This window comes from Streptomyces sp. NPDC006516 (genome assembly GCF_040611875.1).
Taxonomy (GTDB): Bacteria; Actinomycetota; Actinomycetes; order Streptomycetales; family Streptomycetaceae; genus Streptomyces.
The window spans coordinates 121,035-137,269 of the sequence record NZ_JBEXPD010000016.1 but is presented as its reverse complement, the minus strand read 5'-3'; the positions used below and the strand labels follow the sequence as shown (position 1 = coordinate 137,269).

The 16,235-nt window shown below is 69.3% G+C and carries 11 protein-coding genes; 3 read left to right on the top strand and 8 right to left on the bottom strand.

Features of this window, described 5'->3' with window-relative positions:
- Positions 1 to 150 precede the first annotated feature (150 nt).
- From ABZY45_RS31190 to ABZY45_RS31165, 6 genes are all read right to left on the bottom strand, one after another.
- Complete coding sequence (locus tag ABZY45_RS31190; RefSeq protein ID WP_356745405.1) at positions 151 to 4,437, bottom strand: discoidin domain-containing protein; 4,287 nt, start codon at positions 4,435 to 4,437, stop codon at positions 151 to 153.
- 367 nt (positions 4,438 to 4,804) lie between these two features.
- Positions 4,805 to 5,995 carry a S8 family serine peptidase gene (locus ABZY45_RS31185; protein WP_356745403.1) on the bottom strand — a complete coding sequence of 397 codons (1,191 nt, stop codon included), beginning with the start codon at positions 5,993 to 5,995 and terminating at the stop codon, positions 4,805 to 4,807.
- A gap of 273 nt (positions 5,996 to 6,268) precedes the next feature.
- Complete coding sequence (locus tag ABZY45_RS31180) at positions 6,269 to 8,362, bottom strand: beta-galactosidase (protein ID WP_356745401.1); 2,094 nt, start codon at positions 8,360 to 8,362, stop codon at positions 6,269 to 6,271.
- A gap of 96 nt (positions 8,363 to 8,458) precedes the next feature.
- Positions 8,459 to 9,799: an extracellular solute-binding protein gene (locus tag ABZY45_RS31175; RefSeq protein WP_356745399.1), complete on the bottom strand. Its 1,341-nt coding sequence runs from the start codon at positions 9,797 to 9,799 to the stop codon at positions 8,459 to 8,461.
- A gap of 158 nt (positions 9,800 to 9,957) precedes the next feature.
- Positions 9,958 to 10,899 (bottom strand): carbohydrate ABC transporter permease, encoded by a 942-nt coding sequence (locus ABZY45_RS31170; RefSeq protein WP_356745397.1) that lies wholly within the window; start codon positions 10,897 to 10,899, stop codon positions 9,958 to 9,960.
- Positions 10,900 to 10,902: 3 nt separating this feature from the next.
- Complete coding sequence (locus ABZY45_RS31165) at positions 10,903 to 11,823, bottom strand: sugar ABC transporter permease (RefSeq protein ID WP_356745395.1); 921 nt, start codon at positions 11,821 to 11,823, stop codon at positions 10,903 to 10,905.
- Between the two features lie 481 nt (positions 11,824 to 12,304).
- Here ABZY45_RS31165 and ABZY45_RS31160 point away from each other — a divergent pair, with 481 nt between their 5' ends.
- Together ABZY45_RS31160 and ABZY45_RS31155 are read left to right on the top strand one after the other, a co-directional pair.
- Positions 12,305 to 13,321: a LacI family DNA-binding transcriptional regulator gene (locus ABZY45_RS31160; RefSeq protein WP_356745393.1), complete on the top strand. Its 1,017-nt coding sequence runs from the start codon at positions 12,305 to 12,307 to the stop codon at positions 13,319 to 13,321.
- A 208-nt stretch (positions 13,322 to 13,529) separates the two neighbouring features.
- Positions 13,530 to 14,162 carry a YdeI/OmpD-associated family protein gene (locus ABZY45_RS31155; protein WP_356745391.1) on the top strand — a complete coding sequence of 211 codons (633 nt, stop codon included), beginning with the start codon at positions 13,530 to 13,532 and terminating at the stop codon, positions 14,160 to 14,162.
- A gap of 89 nt (positions 14,163 to 14,251) precedes the next feature.
- On the opposite strand, the gene ABZY45_RS31150 is transcribed toward ABZY45_RS31155, so the two are convergent.
- Positions 14,252 to 14,764 (bottom strand): PadR family transcriptional regulator, encoded by a 513-nt coding sequence (locus tag ABZY45_RS31150; protein WP_356745389.1) that lies wholly within the window; start codon positions 14,762 to 14,764, stop codon positions 14,252 to 14,254.
- Positions 14,765 to 14,820: 56 nt separating this feature from the next.
- Here ABZY45_RS31150 and ABZY45_RS31145 point away from each other — a divergent pair, with 56 nt between their 5' ends.
- The gene (locus tag ABZY45_RS31145) at positions 14,821 to 15,513 is read left to right on the top strand and encodes an isochorismatase family cysteine hydrolase (protein ID WP_356745387.1); all 693 of its coding nucleotides are present in this window, start codon (positions 14,821 to 14,823) and stop codon (positions 15,511 to 15,513) included.
- 115 nt (positions 15,514 to 15,628) lie between these two features.
- Here the strand turns inward: ABZY45_RS31145 and ABZY45_RS31140 are convergent, their stop codons facing one another.
- Positions 15,629 to 16,054: an acyl-CoA thioesterase gene (locus ABZY45_RS31140; protein ID WP_356745385.1), complete on the bottom strand. Its 426-nt coding sequence runs from the start codon at positions 16,052 to 16,054 to the stop codon at positions 15,629 to 15,631.
- Between the last annotated feature and the right edge of the window lie 181 nt (positions 16,055 to 16,235).

Genomic DNA, 16,235 nt, shown 5'->3' with positions numbered 1-16,235 from the left:
GCAGCGGCGACCGCAAGAGACGGACTTCCGCCCGCAAAGGGCACGCGAACCCTGCACGCGTCGACGGACGGTCTCCGCGGGGCGCACCGTGGCCCCGCTCCGGTCGTTCCGGGTGCGGGGCCACGGCTCGTACGGGTGCGGGGCGATGCCCTACGGGTTGATGTTGATCTTGAACGTGGAGGTGGTGTTCCGGACGTCCTGGGCGTTGCCGCTGAGCTTCAGCCCGTTGAACGTGACCTCTCCGACGGCAGGACCCTGCCCCGCCTCCGGCATCTCGTTGGCCCACAGCCCGAAACCGGACTTGGCGTCGAAGGCGTCACCGCTCTTGCGCGCCCCGGACACCGAGATGTCGGTGAGCACCGTGTCCTTGATCGGGAACTGCGGTTGTCCTCCCACGTAGTTGGTCTGGAACATGATCCCGCTGTACGTCGGGTCGACGATGTCGACGTGCGAGATCCGGATGCCCTGGAAGACCTTGGAGGCCGAGAACAGCCAGATCCCGGGGAAGGTCTGTGTCCCCCAGAAGTGCCCTCCCGCCCGCACGACCGAGACGTTCTCGATCGCTGTGGGTCCGGTACCGAAGCCGTTCATCGGATAGCCGAAGTCCAGCGAGCTGACCGTGATCCCGGAGTACACCAGGGTGTCGGCGATGAGGATGTTGCGGAAGGTGTTGTCGTAGCCGCCGTAGACGGCCACACCCGCGGCCCGCCAGGTGAGGATGGACGTGAGGTTCTCGTAGACGTTGTTCTTCATGTCGGCGCCACCGGCGTCGATCGCCGAGAACAACGCGAAACTGTCGTCGCCCGTCGCCCGGGCCTCGTTGTTGGTGACGTGGTTGTCCGTGGACCCGTTGGTCATGTTGATGCCGTCGGCGAACATGTTGCGGATCCGGGAGTTCTTGATCGTGACGTTGTCGGTGTTGGCGCCCCAGTAGAGGCACACCATGTGCTCGTTCCAGATGTTGTCGATCACGATGTCCGAGACGTTCGAGAAGTCGAACACCTTGCCCGGTCCGTCGATACGGGACGAGTAGTTGCCGAAGTACGCGAAGTTCGAGAACGACGAACCCTTCGCACTGGCCTCCGCACGGAACCCGATGTCGGTGTTGTCCTGCGTGGACGGGGCGCGGAACCGGGTGAACCAGGGCCCGGCGCCGACTACCTGCACGGCCTTGCCGTAGACCTGGAACTTGCCGGCCGTGGAGTAGTCACCGGCGGGCAGATAGACGCCCTTGAGAGCGCCAGTGGTGTCCATCCGGACCTTGTCCAGGGCGTTCTGGACGTCCTGGTGGGTGAAGCCGGCAGGCACGGTGTAGGTGGCCGGGTCCGGGTTCGCGACCGGGGAGACCTGCTCCAGACTGACGAAGTCGATCGCGTAGGTGCTGGTGTTGGCCGCGTCCTTCTGCAGGCGGATCCTGCTGCCCGCCGGGACGGTTCTGCCCAGCATGACGTTCGCCTCGTCGTAGATGTGCCGGGGCGCTCCGGAACCGGGGTCGTTGCCGGGCCCGGTCTCGTTCCCGTACAGCCAGGCGTACTTCGAGGTCAGGTCGACGGCCTTGAGGAAGGTGCCGTCGACATAGATGTTCAGCTTCGACTCGATGCCGCCGCCACCCGCGGAGTCCGGGATGGAGAACCGGGTGACCAGGGTGTTGGTGGTCGCCCTGGTCGTGAACTCCACGTAGTTGCCGGTACCGTCCAGCGTGACGGCCTTGCGGCCGGAAGCCTCGCCCGCTGTGTCGCCGACGGTCCTGTTGGGGCCGACGACCTTCGCGCCACCACCTGTGACGCCGTCCTCGGCCTCGTACATGTCGTACGGCATGTTGGCGCCGCGCCCGACGAAGAGGGATTCGGTGCTGGTGTTGTTCGTGCGCTTCACCGGCAGTTCGTTGGCGTCGTCGGCGAGGACCACCTTCACGGTGTACGAGCCGTTGGCGGCCGTCCAGGTGCCCAGGGAGACCGGTGCGGTCGTGGAACCCGCGGCGATGGTGCCGTTGTGCGCCCCGGTGAGGGTCTTCACCGTGGCGCCCTTGGAGTCGAGCAGGCTCAGGGTGATGCCGTGGCCGCCGCTCGCCGAGGCCACGGAGCCCTGGTTCCTGATCGCGACCGAGAAGGTGACGGTGTCACCGTTCGACGGTGCCGACGGCGAGGTCGAGACCGCGCCCGCCACGAGGTCCGAGCTGGAGACCGGCTTCACCACGAGCGGGGAGGCGGCGGTGAAGCGGTTGTTCGTCTCATTCTGCTCGATGATCTCACCCGCCGGGTCGACGGCCGCCCCGAGCGTGTAACTGCCCGCGTCCCGCGCCCCTATGGAGGCGGTGACCTGGGCGGCAGCGCCCGCGGCGAGAGCGCCCACCGAGGCGGTGGCCACCTTGGAGCCACCGAGCTCGAAGTCGAGCTTGCCGGCGGGAGAGGCGACGGCGCCGGAGTTGCGGACGGTGGCCGACAGGGTGATGGCGTCCGACTCCACGGGGGCCGCGGGTGAGGCGGCGACCGCCGTGACCTGGAGGTCGGGGTTCGGGGCCGGGGACCCCAGTACCTGGAACTCGGCGACCTGGCCGGCGCCGGATCCGGTGTTGGACGCGAACTTCAGCTGGACGTCGGCCACCCGCGCGGTGACCGGGATCGTCACCGTGTTGCCGCTCGCGGGGCTGAACGCGTAGTCCTTGGCGGCGGCCAGGCTCGTGAACGAGGTGGCGTCCTGCTCACGTCCGAGCACCTGGATGTTCTGGGTGCGCGCACCCCAGCTGCTGTCGGGGTTGAGCTTGACGACGACACGCTCGGTGTCGGCGTTGGCACCCAGCTTGACGGTCAGGGTGTTGGGGTAGCTGCCACCGGCCCCTTCCCAGTAGGTGGTGAGGGAGTTGTCGTTGGCGTTGGCCGCGACGAAGGTGTGGACCACCGAGGAGGCGGTGATCGGCTTGGAGACCGCGAGGTTGGAGGCGCCGCTCGTGGATCCGTTGCGCGTCACGGTGTTGCTCGCGCCGGATATGTTGCCCGCCGCGTCCTTGGCCCGCACAACATAGCTGACGGTGGTGGCCGCGGACTGGGTGTCGGTCCAGGTGGTGGCGTCGCCGGCCACGCTCTTGCGGAGCACGTTGTCGGCGTAGACGTCGTAGCCGGTGACGCCCTTGTTGTCGGACGAGGCCGTCCAGGTCAGCCTGATCTGCCCGGTCGAGGGCTCGGTGAAGGCCAGGCCGGACGGCGCGGTGGGCGCCTGCGTGTCGCCGGAGTCGCCGGTGCGGGTCACGGTGTTGCTGTTGCCCGACTGGTTGCCCGCCGCGTCCCGGGCCCGGACGTGGTAGGTCACGGTCTCGCTCGCCGGACGGGTGTCCGTGAACGTGGTGACGTCACCCGCCACGGCGGTCAGCAGCGTGTTGTCGGCGTAGATGTCGTAGCCGGTGACGCCTGTGTCGTCCGACGACGCCTTCCAGGTCAGCTTGATCTGCCCGGTCGACGGCTCGGTGAAGGCCAGGCCCGAGGGGGCGGTGGGCGCCTGCGTGTCACCGGTCGCCGGACCGTAGACCTCCAGCTCGGAGAGCTGGGCCGCGGGCTGGACGGAGTTGGCGGTGACCAGCACCCGCACGTAGCGGGTGGTGGTCGCGTCGAGGGAGATCGTCGCCGACTGACCCCCCGCGGCGTCGAAGGTGTACGCCTTGGACGCGGTGAGGTCGGTGAAGTCCGAGCCGTTGGTGCTGCCCTGGATCTTCAGCGTCTGGGTTCGCTGCTCCCAACCGCCGGGCAGCCTCAGCACCACGCGGTCGACCCGGACCGAGGCGCCCAGGTCCGCCTGGATCCACTGGGGAAGGGCGTTGTTCCTGCTCTCCCAGTAGCTCGCGCTGTTGCCGTCGTTGCCGTTGCCGGCGACGTACGTCTCGGTGTGGCTGCTCGCGGTGAGCGTCCTGCCGGCAGCGAGGTTCGCCGACGACTCCCCGGCCGCACGGACCTCCAGCTCGGAGAGCTGGGCGTTCCGCCAGCCCGTGTTGGCCGTGATGTTCACCCGCATGAAGCGGGTCTGCGTGGCCGGGAACGAGATGCGCACCTCGTTCGAGGAGCCGGGGCTGAAGGTGTACGCCGCGGAGGTCTTGAGTGTCGAGAAGCTCGTGCCGTCCGCGCTGCCCTGGAGCGAGAGGGTCTGCTGTCTGCTCTCCCAGCCCGCGGGAAGCTTCAGGGTGACCTCGTCGACCCTGGCGGCGGTGCCGAGGTCGGTCTGTACCCACTGCGGCAGTGTGCCGCCCGTCCCCTCCCAGTACGTCGCCTGGTTGCCGTCCGTCACGTTGCGGGCCACGTACTCGCCCGCGCTGCTCGCCGCGGCGGCTCGGCCTGCGGCGATGTTGGGGCCTGCGGCCGCCGTAGCGGTGAGCGACGGCCATCCGATCATCAGAAGACTGGTCGTGACCATGGCGGAAAGGACCCGCCATCTCCAGCGTTGGGCTCTCATACGTCCCCGATCTTCGGCCTCGGCGCGGGGCGCGCCGAGGGCGCGGCTCTATGTTGTCCCGCCTCAAGGCAGGCTTTTCTGCACTTACTGAGCGGTGTTTTGCGCTTAGCTGTCAGAGAGTTGCAGAGAAGGCCGAGAGCGTCCACCGTTGGGACAGAAACCGGAACGCCGGGTGGCGACGTCGGAGACTCATCAAGTGCGTCGACGTGGCCTGTTCTGTACGAGGGCTCGTCGCGACGAAGGGTCCGGAAGGGTACGCAAGCCTTTTGCGTAGACTTGCAAGGTTCCGGAAAGTGCCTGCTCCATGACATGGAGAAGCGGGGCCCGCATGGTGCGGGCCCCGCTTCCGTACGGCTCGTACAAGGAGTCAGATGCCGCCGGTGTACAGCAGAAGGTCGGGCGACCCGGCACCCAGACCCGTCAGGACGTCAGGGGTGGCCTCTGCGGCGAGCCAGTCGGCGACCTCCTGCGGGGAGGCGGACGGGTTCTGCTCCTTGTAGAGGGCCGCGGCGCCGGCGACGTGCGGACTGGCCATGGAGGTACCGCTCAGCGTCGTGGAACCGCCGCCGAGATTCGCGCTCACGATGTCCACGCCCGGGGCGTACTGCCACACGCACGTGCCCCAGTTGCTGAACGTCGCCTGCCGGTCCTGGTCGTCGCTGGCGCCGATGGCGATCACGCCCTCCGCGCGTGCCGGGGAGACGTCACAGGCGTCCTGGTCTTCGTTGCCCGCCGCCACGACGGGCAGGGTGCCGTCGGCCGCCAGGGCGTCGAAGGCGTCGTCCACCGCCGAGGACGCCGGCCCACCGAGGGAGGCGTTGACGACGGCGGGCTGCTGGGCGTTCTGCGCGATCCAGTCGAGGCCGGCGATGATGCCCGCCCAGGTGCCCGAGCCCTCGCAGTTGAGGACCCGTACCGGCACCAGGGAGGCCTCCCGGGCGACGCCGTACGTCTCACCGGCCACGGTCCCGGCCACGTGCGTGCCGTGGCCGTTGCAGTCCTCGCCGTCGCGGCCGTCGCCGACCGCGTCGTAACCCGCGCCCACCCGGCCCCCGAACTCGGCGTGCGCGGACTCGATTCCGGTGTCGAGGATGTACGCGGTCACGCCCTGGCCGGTGCCCGTCACGTCGTACGCGCTGTCCAGCGGCAGAGCGCGCTGGTCGATACGGTCCTGCCCCCAGCTCCCCGCGACGGCGCGGTTGCTCGCACCCTTCCCGGCCGCCGCCGCGGGCGGCGACACGGAGGCCTCGCTGTTCTCCTCGACCGTCTGGACACCCGCCGCGCCGCGCACCTTCTCGAGCTGGGCGGACGTGAGGGAGGCCGCGAAGCCGTGCAGGACCTTGCTGTAGGTGAAGAGGGTCTTGACCCCGAGCTGCTCGGCCGCCGCCGACGGCGTCTGATCGGGCGAGAGGGTGACGATGTACTGCCCGGGCACGGCCCGGGCCGACTTCTGGACCGGCACGAGAGTCTCGCCGGTGTCGGCCGTGGCCGGGGTGGTGCCGATCAGGGGGGCGATCAGCAGTAGAGCGGCTGGTGCCCAGCGGGCGCGCAGGCGCATGCGTTCTCCCTTGAGACGGAGGAGCGGGTCACGGACCGCGTCAGGCCCACGACGTGCGAACACCTGACCCTTCGTCCACATCCGGGGCGGGCCTTGAGCAGCGTCAGCCGGACAGCGCAACGATCGGTACACGGCCACGCCCATTCGGCCCGGCTCGGCATGCCCCGCCCCGCCCCGGTACGCCAAGGCCTGGCCCGGCACGCCTGGGCATACCGGGCCGCCGAGGCGGCTCAGGCCTCACACCGCCCGGGCCTCTCGGATCACGCGGGCCGGTCAGGCCACATGGACCGTTTCGGCGAAGGGGGTCCTCCCGGCTGCCACGCCGAGCACCGCGACGCCTCGTGGCGGCAGGACCAGACCGTCGCCGGCGGACGGCGAGGGCCCCGTCAGCACCTCCGCGTCCACCGCCCCGCACGCGACGTCCTCGTCCGTGCGGTTGACGAGGAACCAGTACGCGTGGGAGCCGTCGGTCCGTACGGTCGCCTCCACCCGGCCCCGCGCCTCGGCGGGCAGTTCCCCGGTCACACCCGCTGCGGACAGCAGGGACCGCAGCACATCGGTGAGTCCGGGGCCGTCCAGCCGGGTGGAGACGTACGCCGCGGAGCCGCCCTCGGGCAGCGCACGACGGGTCAGCGCGGGGCGCCCTGCCTGGTCCCCCGTCGCATACCGGGCCAGCACCTCGGTCGCGGGGTCGGTCAGGTCGATCCGGTCGGTCCACCGGGTGCCGGTCAGACCGTTGTCGAGTCGCACGTCGTCGCCCTCGCACAGCGGGCCGAACTCCTCGATGCGGATGCCCAGCAGACTGCGCAGCGCTCCCGGGTATCCGCCGAGGTGGACGTGGTCGTTCTCGTCGACGATGCCCGAGTAGTAGGTGGTGGCGAGATGGCCTCCGCCGCGCACGTACGCCCCCAGCCGGTCGGCGAGTGTCTGCGGGACGACGTGCAGCAGGGGAGCCGCCACGAAGTCGTAGCCGCCCAGGTCGGTCGTGGTCGTGACGACGTCCACCCTGACTCCCAGCGTCAGGAAGGCGGAGTACCAGTCCAGCGCCTCCTGCCGGTAGTCCAGCAGGGATGACGGCTGCGAGTCGCGTTCCACCGCCCACCAGGACTCCCAGTCGAACACGAGCGCCGCACGCGCCGGCTCGCGTACGGAGCCGGCGACCGGGGCGAGTGCCTCCAGGGTCCTGCCGAGTGCGGTCACCGCGCGGAACACCGCGCTGTCCGCTCCCGCGTGGGGCACCATCGCGGAGTGGTACTTCTCGGCACCGGCGGCGGACTGGCGCCACTGGAAGAAGCAGACCGCGTCGGCTCCGTGGGCGACGTGGAGCAGGGAGTCCCGGGCGAGCTCGCCCTCGCCCTTGGCGACGTTGACCGTCTGCCAGTTGACGGCACTGGTCGAGTGCTCCATGAGGAACCAGGGCCTGCCATGGGCGATGGAGTGCGTGAGGCCGGCGGAGAAGGAGAGTTCGTCCAGCCGCTGCGGGCCCGGCCGGGTGTAGTGGTCGTTGGAGACGAAGTCGATCTCCCCCGCCCAGCCGGGGTAGTTCATGCCCTTGGTCCCGCTCATCACCATGAAGTTGGTGGTGGCGGGGATCTCGGGGGTGACGCGGCGCAGGATCTCGCGCTCCGCCCGCAGGTAGTCCTTCAGCGCGTCGGACGAGAACCGTTTGAAGTCGAGCTGCTGGGTCGGGTTGACGTGGCTCGCGGCGAGTCTCGGCGGCTGGATCTGCTCCCAGTCCCCGTAGTACTGCGACCAGAAGGAGGTCGCCCAGGCCCGGTTGAGCTCGTCGAGGGTGCCGTACCGGGCGCGCAGCCAGTCGCGGAAGGCCCGGGCTGCGTCGTCGGAGTAGTCGTAGATGTTGTGGCAGCCGAGCTCGTTGGAGATGTGCCAGGCAACCAGGGCGGGATGGTCCGCGTACCGGGTCGCCATGGCTTCCACCAGCCGCAGGGCGTGCCGGCGGAAGACGGGTGAGGTGGGCCGCCAGTGCTGCCGCGCGCCCTGGGAGAGGGTCTCACCGGTGCGGGTGACCGGCAGGATCTCCGGGTGCAGGGTGGTGAGCCAGGGAGGCGGTGAGGCCGTGGCGGTGGCGAGGTCCACCGCGATGCCGTTGTCGTGGAGCAGGTCGAGCACCTCGTCCAGCCAGTCGAAGTCCCAGCGGTCCTCGGCCGGCTGCAGACGGGCCCAGGAGAAGATCGCGACGGAGACGACGGTGACTCCGGCCTCGCGCATCAGCCGGACGTCCTCCTTCCAGACCTCGCGCGGCCACTGCTCCGGGTTGTAGTCGGCGCCGTAGGCGATGTGCGCCGGGCTGTCACCGGAGAGCGGGCGCAGCCATGGGCGCTCGGAGGAGTCGGAGGAGGAGGTCATGGTGATCCTTTGGATGCGGAGGTGCGTGTACACACAGGGGCGGTCACCCGTCGGACGGACGGGCGACCGCCCCTGTGCCGGGTCAGCGGCGGAGCGTCACTTGTTGACGTTGAAGCCCTGGTCCGTGCCGTAGGTGACGGCTGCCTTCTGCCACTGCTTCAGGCCGTCGGCCAAGGTGGTGGAGGAGACGTACGCCTTGCCCACGGAGTCGTTGAAGACGGAGTTCGCGTACACCTGGTACGGCAGGTAGGACCAGGTGTCCGGCACCTGGCTCGCCGAGCGGGCGAAGATCTCGTTGGCCTTCTGCCCGCCGAAGTACGGGAAGCTGGTGTCGAGGAACGTCGGGGAGGACAGGTCCGCGGTGGTGGCGGGGAAGGCGCCGCCCTTGATGCGCGCCTGGACGCCGTCCGAGTGGTTGGCGTACTCGTTGAACGCGTAGGCGAGGTCCTTGTTCTTGCCGTCCTTCATCACGGCGAGGGAGCTGCCGCCGTTCTCGGAGCTGACCTCGCCGCCCTTCTCCCACTGCGGGAGGGGCGCCGCGCGCCAGTCACCGGCGGCCGACTCCACACCCGTGACGAAGTTGGCGGGCATCCACGCGCCGGTGGCGAGGGTCGCGATGGTGCCGTCCGCGAGGCCCTTGTACCACTCGTCGCTCCAGTTGGTGATGGGAGCGAGGAGCTTCTCGTCGAGGAGCTTCTGCCAGACCTCGGTGAAGGCGACGACACCCTTGTCAGAAGTGAGGTCGACGGTCACGTCGGTGTCGCGGGACTTGAACGGGGTCCCGCCGGCCTGCCAGATCATGCTGGTCGTGAAGCCGGCGTCACCCGTGTCGTTGGCTATGTACGCCTTCGGGTCCGCGGCGTGCAGGGCGCGCGCCGCCTCGAGGTATTCGTCCCACGTGGTGGGCGTGGCGATCTGGTGCTTGTCCAGGACCTTCTTGTTGTAGAAGAGCGCCATCGGGCCCGAGTCCATGGGCAGGGCGTACACGCCGTCGTCCAGGGCGACCGAGTTCCACGGTCCCGGGGAGTAGTCGTTCTTGAAGTCCTTCGCGCCGTAGCGGCCGAGGTCCTCCAGGGACTTGCCGAGGGCGAACTGCCCGAGGGCGTAGTACTCGATCTGTGCGACGTCGGGTACACCGGACCCGGCCTGCACGGCGTTCTGCAGGGCGGTGTACTGGTCGTTGCCGGTACCGGCGTTGACCAGCTTGACCTTGACCTTCGGGTACTCCTTCTCGAAGTCGCTGACGACCTGCTTCAGGGTCGGCTCCCACGCCCACACCGTGATCGATCCGCCCTTCTTGAGGGCCGCACGGAGTTCACCGCCCGTCACCGCCTTGTCCGAGGCGGGCTCGTCGGAGGACCCGCACGCGGTCAGGCTCAGCGCAGCCGCGCACAGCAGGCCCACGCCGCGCATCGCGCGTCTGGTCATGGTTCTCATATCGCTTCACTCCGTTGTGGTGAGGGTGGTTCACGAACCGTCGAGCGTCCGCACCGCGTGGTGCGGGGGTAATGAGGGGTGGAACACCGTGCGCACCGGTGGCCGGGGGGATCCGGTCGGAGGGCACGGGGGCCGGAGGGCCGGGGGGTGCGTGTGTGTCACCCCTTGACGCTGCCCGCCGCCAGGCCGGACTGCCAGTAGCGCTGGAGCAGCAGGAAGGCGATGATCAGCGGCACGATGGTCAGCAGGGAGCCGGTGATGACCAGGTTGAATACCGGCTGGCCGCCCGCGGTGGAGGCCTGCTCGTTCCAGGCGTCCAGGCCGAGCGTCAGGGGGTACCAGTCGGGATTCTTGATCATGATCAGAGGCAGGAAGTAGTTGTTCCAGGTCTGCACCATGGTGAAGAGCAGCACCGTGACGATGCCCGGCGTCAGCAGCGGCAGTGCGACCTTGAAGAATGTCCGCAGTTCCCCGGAGCCGTCCACCCGCGCCGCTTCCAGGAGTTCGGTGGGTACCGCCTCCGCGGCGAACACCCACATGAGATAGAGCCCGAACGGGGAGATCAGGGACGGGATGATCACGGCCCACGGGGTGTCGGTGAGACCCATCTTGCTGAACATGAGGAAGGTGGGAACGGCCAGCGCGGTCGCGGGCACGGCCACCGCGCCGATGACGGTGGCGAAGACGGCGCGCTTGCCGGTGAAGTCGAACTTGGCCAGTCCGTATCCGCCGAGCACGGCGAGGAAGGTGGCGCCGCCGGCGCCGACGACCACGTAGAGCAGGGTGTTGAGGAGCCACCGGACGAAGATGCCGTCGTCGTAGGTGAGTGTCTGCGTGATGTTGTCCCAGAGCGCGAAGTCCCCGCTGAACCAGAGCCCGAAGGAGTCCAGCAGGCTCTTCTGGGTCTTGGTCGCGTTGATGAGGAGCCAGGCGAGGGGCAGCAGCGCGTAGACGGTGGTGAGACCCATCAGCGCCGTGAGCAGCACGCTGCGGCGCGGGCGGTCGGGCGAGTGGCGCCTGCGCGTGGCGCGCAGGGGCGCCGGGGCACGGTGCGTGGATCGCCGGGACGTCTGATCGGCGGTGAAGGAAGGGGCGGTCATCGCTCACGCCTCCTTTCGCATGCCGCGCAGCTGGACCGCGTACGCGATGATCATCGTGACCACACCCATGACGAGGGAGACCGTGGCCGCGTAGTTCTGCTGCCGGCCGGAGAAGGACAGCGAGAAGGTGTAGAGGTTCGGCGTGAAGTACGTCGTGATGGCGTTGGGAGCCAGGTTCTGCAGGATGCTCGGCTCGTTGAAGAGCTGGAAGCTGCCGATCACCGAGAAGATCGTCGCGATCACCAGCGCCCCCCTGATGGCGGGGATCTTGACCGCGGTGACGATCCGCCACTGGCCGGCTCCGTCGATCTCGGCCGCCTCGTAGAGGGACTTGGGGATGACGCGCAGGGCCGAGTAGAAGATCAGCATGTTGTAGCCGATGAACTCCCAGGTGACGATGTTGCCGATGCTGGCCAGCACCAGGGAGGGCGAGAGCGGGTCGGGCAGCGTCACGCCGAGGGCGTCGTTGATGTTCGCGACCAGCCCGAACCGCGTGCCGTAGATGAAGCCCCACATCAGCGTGGCGACGACGGCGGGTACGGCGTAGGGCAGGAAGATCGATATGCGGAAGAAGCTCTTGCCGTACAGCCTGCCACTGTCGAGCGCCAGGGCTATGAGCAGCGCCAGGCCGAGCATGACGGGCACCTGCACCACGAGGAAGAGGGCCACACGGCCTACGGCGTCCCAGAACTGGTCGTCCTGGAAGGCCCGCTGGAAGTTGTCCAGGCCGACGAAGGACGTGCCGCCGATCAACTGGTCCCGGAAGAAGCTCAGATACAGCGAGTAGGCGATCGGGGCGAGGAAAACCAGGGCGAAGACCGCCATGAAGGGTCCCACGAAGAGCCACCCGACCCGCCCTCGCCCGGAGCGTGATCTTCCGGCTGGTGGGCGGCGTCCGGTCGTGAGCGGCGTAACGGCCGTCATGGGTACTCCTGTTGGTCCGGCGGTGAGCATGGCCCCGGCCGGATGGAGACACCGGACATCGTGGAGGCGCTGTGCTGGAGGGTGCCGATGCCCACGTGAACGTGCTGATGTTTACGTAAACATTTATCGGTGAGGTGATGTCTACACGCCTCCTCCTCCCCGGTCAAGGCTCGGATCCCCTGTCACTGCGACGAGTTGGACCCCGCTCCCCCGCCGAGCCCGCGGCGACCGCGACGCGCGGCCGACCATGTGTCGGCGGCACCTCTCCGGGGTGGTAGAAATGCCCGTGACCCGAGCCCACGGTCCGCACGCGACACGAGCCACACGCGCGGTGGGGACAGCGTGGGTACCGACAGGGAATCCACCGAAGGACGCTCGCGGGTGGAACACGGCCCGGCGCGGCCGGAACAGCGCCCCCATACGGCGAAAGGCTCACGCGACCACGACGGAGGCTGAGGAAGTGCACGGACAGGAACAGGCCATGGAGCGCCCTCCTCGCAAGGAGGCATCGATGGCCGATGTCGCACGCCTGGCCGGCGTCTCCTCGCAGACGGTCTCCCGTGTCTCCAACGGTCACTCGGTGGTCTCCGAGGAGACCCGAGAACGCGTCCTGACCGCCATGAAGGAGCTGAACTACCGGCCCAACAGCGCCGCCCGCGCTCTCAAGAGCGGGAAGTTCCGCACCCTGGGCGTCATCCTGTTCACCCTGGCGACGACGGGCAACGTCCGCACCCTGGAGGCCATTTCCGCCTCCGCGGCGGACGAGGGTTACGCCATCACCCTGCTGCCCGTGGCGACGCCCACCAGCACGGGGGTCAGGGGGGCCGTGACCGTGCTCGGCGAGCAGGTCGTGGACGGCATCATCGTGATCATGGAAGTCCGCCTGCTCGACGCCGCGATCTCCCTGCCGCCCCACACACACGTGGTGGTGGCCGACTCCGACGCGGGCGACCGCTACAGCGTCGTGGACACCGACCAGTCGGGCGGCGCCCGGGCGGCGGTGCGGCATCTGCTCGACCTCGGTCACCGCACCGTGGTGCATGTCGCCGGCCCGGCGGAATCGTTCGCCGCCCAGCGCCGCGCACATGCCTGGCGGCAGACCCTCGAGGAGGCGGGGTGTCCGGTCCCGCCGCCGGTGGGGGGCGACTGGTCGGCGGCTTCTGGATACCGCGCGGGGCTCGCCCTGGCGGCCGATCCCTCCTGCACGGCGGTCTTCGCGGCCAACGACCAGATGGCGCTGGGCGTCCTGCGGGCGCTGCAGGAGCAGGGCAGGCGCGTACCCGAGGACGTCAGTGTCGTCGGTTTCGACGACATCGCCGACTCCGCCTCGTTCCTCCCGCCCCTGACGACGGTCCACCAGGACTTCGCCGAGATCGGCCGGCTGTGCGTGGACGGCGTCCTGCGGCAGATCCGCAACGAGACGACGGAACGGGGCACCACCCTGGTCCCCACGCGGCTGATCGTCCGGTCCAGCACGGCCCCACCGCCCCCGGCGTGACGTACACCCACGGGTGAGCGCGTCCGGGATTCGGGCGCGCCCGGCGGGTGCCGTGCGCCTGCGGGGTGAGGCGGGGCCGCCGTGCGGCCGGGCCACCGGTCAGCAGTCAGCGGTCAGCAGTCAGCGGTCAGCAGTCAGCGGTCCGTGGTCGGCGGGTCAGCGGCGATACAGGACGGAAACTGTCCTCTTGACCTCCTAGCGTGGAGGCATGACCTCAACGGCGACAAGGACGGGCACCGCGATGGCACGCATCCGGGAGGCGGACGACGGCGGCGCGGGGCCGCAGGCGCGGCTCTTCGAGCGGGCAGCCCTGCTGGATGCCTGGCTGGAGAGACATCACGCGGAGCGCACCGAACTCTGGCTGAAGATCGCGAAGAAGGGGTCGGGCATCTCGTCCGTCACCGCGTCCGAGGTCATCGACGTGGCGCTCTGCCACGGGTGGATCGACGGTCAGCGCAGATCGCTGGACGAGACGTACTACCTGCAGAGGATCTCGCCGCGCCGCCGCGGCAGCAACTGGTCCCTCGTCAACGTGGGCAAGGTCGAGGCGCTGACGGCGGACGGCAGGATGCGGGAGTCCGGTCTCGCCGAGGTGCGGGCGGCGCAGGAGGACGGCCGCTGGGCGGCGGCGTACCCCTCGCAGAGCCAGGCCACCGTGCCCGACGACCTGGCGGCAGCCCTGGCCGCCGATCCTGGAGCCGCCGAACACTTCGGACAGCTCAGCAGGTCGGACCGGTACCTCGTGCTCCTCCAGCTGCTGACGGCGCGCACCCCGGAGGTGAGAGCCACCCGCCTCGCGCGGGTGACGGCGAGGCTGGCAGCGGGAGAGCCGGTGCGCTGACCGGGCGCGCGGCCCCGTCGGCACGGTCCGGGCCTGGCGGACCCGAGCGGCCGGTCCAGGACGCAGACCGACAGGGCTCGTCGGTGCCGTCAGCCCAGGACCTCCCGTAGCCAGGCCCGTTCCGCGCTGCTGGTGGCGCGGGCGATGGTGAGCATGCCGCGACGGTAGGGGTCGTCGGTGTCCTCGGCACGCAGAGGGCCCTCGCCGTCGTGGAAGAAGCTTGCGGGCTGTTGCAGGAATTCGAGGCGGCGGCGCAGTACCGCGTGCTGATCCGCGGTGTCGGGGAGTTGGGAGAGGAAGGCCAGGACGGTGAAATACCGGGTGCTGTCGCTGATGTCGAGGCCGTCGGCATCCCGCAGCCGCCGCAGGAGTTCGGCGCGGCCGGCGGCGGTCAGGCTCAGCGTGTGCCGCTGCGCCGCCGAGGCACCCGGCTCGGCTCTGCGATCCAGTAGCCCGGAGGCGACCAGCCGGTTGATCGCCGGGTAGAGGCTGCCGTCGCTCACCGGTCGGGCGTGGCCGGACAAGTGGGCTGTCCGGCGGCGCAGTTGGTAGCCGTGCAGCGGCCCCTCGGCCAGGAATCCCAGGATCGCAAGTTCCAGCATGCTGCTACTCTCGCACATCGAAACGAGGTACCTCGAATCGATGTAAGGAGTTGGGGATGACGTACACCGAGGAATGGGTGACCGCGCGGGCGCGCGACGCCTACGAGCACGGCCGGGCATCCTTCGATGTACACCCGGAGCGGACGGCGTTACTGGTCATCGACATGCAGGATGAATTCGTCCGGCCCGGCTGGAGCCCCTACTGGGTGCCGGCGGCGACCCGGATGGCGCCAAGACTGCGCCGGCTGGTCACGGCGTGCCGGGCCGCGTCTGTCCCGGTGATCTGGACCATCTTCGACGACACGCATCTCGGACTGGACCGCCCCAAGGCCCTGCGTCACCTTCCGCACACCGACACCGACTGGCGTCGGCCGGGCCCAGCGGAGGTGTGGGACCGGATGGGCCGGCGCCCCGACGAGGTCCTGATCCGGAAACCGTCCTACGGCGCGTTCTACGACACCCCGCTCGACACGGTGCTCCGCAACCTCGGCCGCGACACGGTCGTCGTCACGGGGACGCTCACCAACTACTGCTGCGGCACCACAGCCCGGCAGGCATACGAGCGCGGCTACAAGGTCGTGTTCGGGGCAGACGTCACGGCCACCGACGACGAAACCCGGCAGGAACCAGAACTCGCCGTCCTGCGCAAGGGCTTCGCGCTCGTCCAGACCGCCGAGGAGATCACGAACCAACTGGTCACAGCCGACGCCGGCCTACGGGAGGTGGCCGACACGGCGAACGCCGACTGATGCGGCGCTCGCCGCTCGCACCAGACGCAGGCCCGCCACCGGCTGACGTGTGGACGGCTCGCCTCGTGTACTTCTTCCACGCCGGTCGACGATGCGGGCGAACGGAGGCGTTCCGTCAGCCGGCCCCGACGCCCAGCAGCTCCGGCTTGTCCGCCAGCGAGGCGAACCGCCCGGCAGGGTCGGCGATCAGCCGGCGGGCCGTCAGGTCGAGGATGCCGCCCACGCCCTGGATCTTCGCGGCCACGGTGCCGTCCTCCTTGACGATCTGCTGCCGCACCTCGAAGGTCTTCCCTGAACCGTGCAGGAGTTCGCAGCTGACGCGCACCCTGTCTCCGCCGCGCAGCTCACGCAGGTAGGTGACCGTCACCTCCAGCTGTACGGGGCCGATTCCATGGACCAGCAGCGTCTCCTGCGGCAGCCCCGCCTCGCGCAGCAGCTCCCACCGGGCGTGCTCCGCGTACTGGAGGTAGACGGCCTGGTTGAGATGGCCCTGGGTGTCGAGCTCGTAGCCCCGGACGGTGACATCGACGGAAAAGGTCATGAACGTCCGAACGTTCCGGCGCCGTACCGCATTCCTCACCGACGACAGTGTGCGCAGGCTCTTTACGGAGCTGTCATGCCCAGGTAACTTCCGATCTGCAAGAGATTGCAGCAAGGTTCTGACAGGATTTTCTGTCAGGGCGCACTGCTCGCCCGAACCCTGAGGCGCGTCCGGGTTCCCC

What these genes read in the sequence shown, in the direction of transcription:
- ABZY45_RS31165 (WP_356745395.1), bottom strand. Translation starts at nt 11,823, where the DNA reads ATGACGGCCGTTACGCCGCTCACGACCGGACGCCGCCCACCAGCCGGA.
- ABZY45_RS31140 (WP_356745385.1), bottom strand. Translation starts at nt 16,054, where the DNA reads ATGACCTTTTCCGTCGATGTCACCGTCCGGGGCTACGAGCTCGACACC.
- ABZY45_RS31145 (WP_356745387.1), top strand. Translation starts at nt 14,821, where the DNA reads ATGACGTACACCGAGGAATGGGTGACCGCGCGGGCGCGCGACGCCTAC.
- ABZY45_RS31160 (WP_356745393.1), top strand. Translation starts at nt 12,305, where the DNA reads ATGGAGCGCCCTCCTCGCAAGGAGGCATCGATGGCCGATGTCGCACGC.
- ABZY45_RS31175 (WP_356745399.1), bottom strand. Translation starts at nt 9,799, where the DNA reads ATGAGAACCATGACCAGACGCGCGATGCGCGGCGTGGGCCTGCTGTGC.
- ABZY45_RS31180 (WP_356745401.1), bottom strand. Translation starts at nt 8,362, where the DNA reads ATGACCTCCTCCTCCGACTCCTCCGAGCGCCCATGGCTGCGCCCGCTC.
- ABZY45_RS31170 (WP_356745397.1), bottom strand. Translation starts at nt 10,899, where the DNA reads ATGACCGCCCCTTCCTTCACCGCCGATCAGACGTCCCGGCGATCCACG.
- ABZY45_RS31155 (WP_356745391.1), top strand. Translation starts at nt 13,530, where the DNA reads ATGACCTCAACGGCGACAAGGACGGGCACCGCGATGGCACGCATCCGG.
- ABZY45_RS31190 (WP_356745405.1), bottom strand. Translation starts at nt 4,437, where the DNA reads ATGAGAGCCCAACGCTGGAGATGGCGGGTCCTTTCCGCCATGGTCACG.
- ABZY45_RS31150 (WP_356745389.1), bottom strand. Translation starts at nt 14,764, where the DNA reads ATGCTGGAACTTGCGATCCTGGGATTCCTGGCCGAGGGGCCGCTGCAC.
- ABZY45_RS31185 (WP_356745403.1), bottom strand. Translation starts at nt 5,995, where the DNA reads ATGCGCCTGCGCGCCCGCTGGGCACCAGCCGCTCTACTGCTGATCGCC.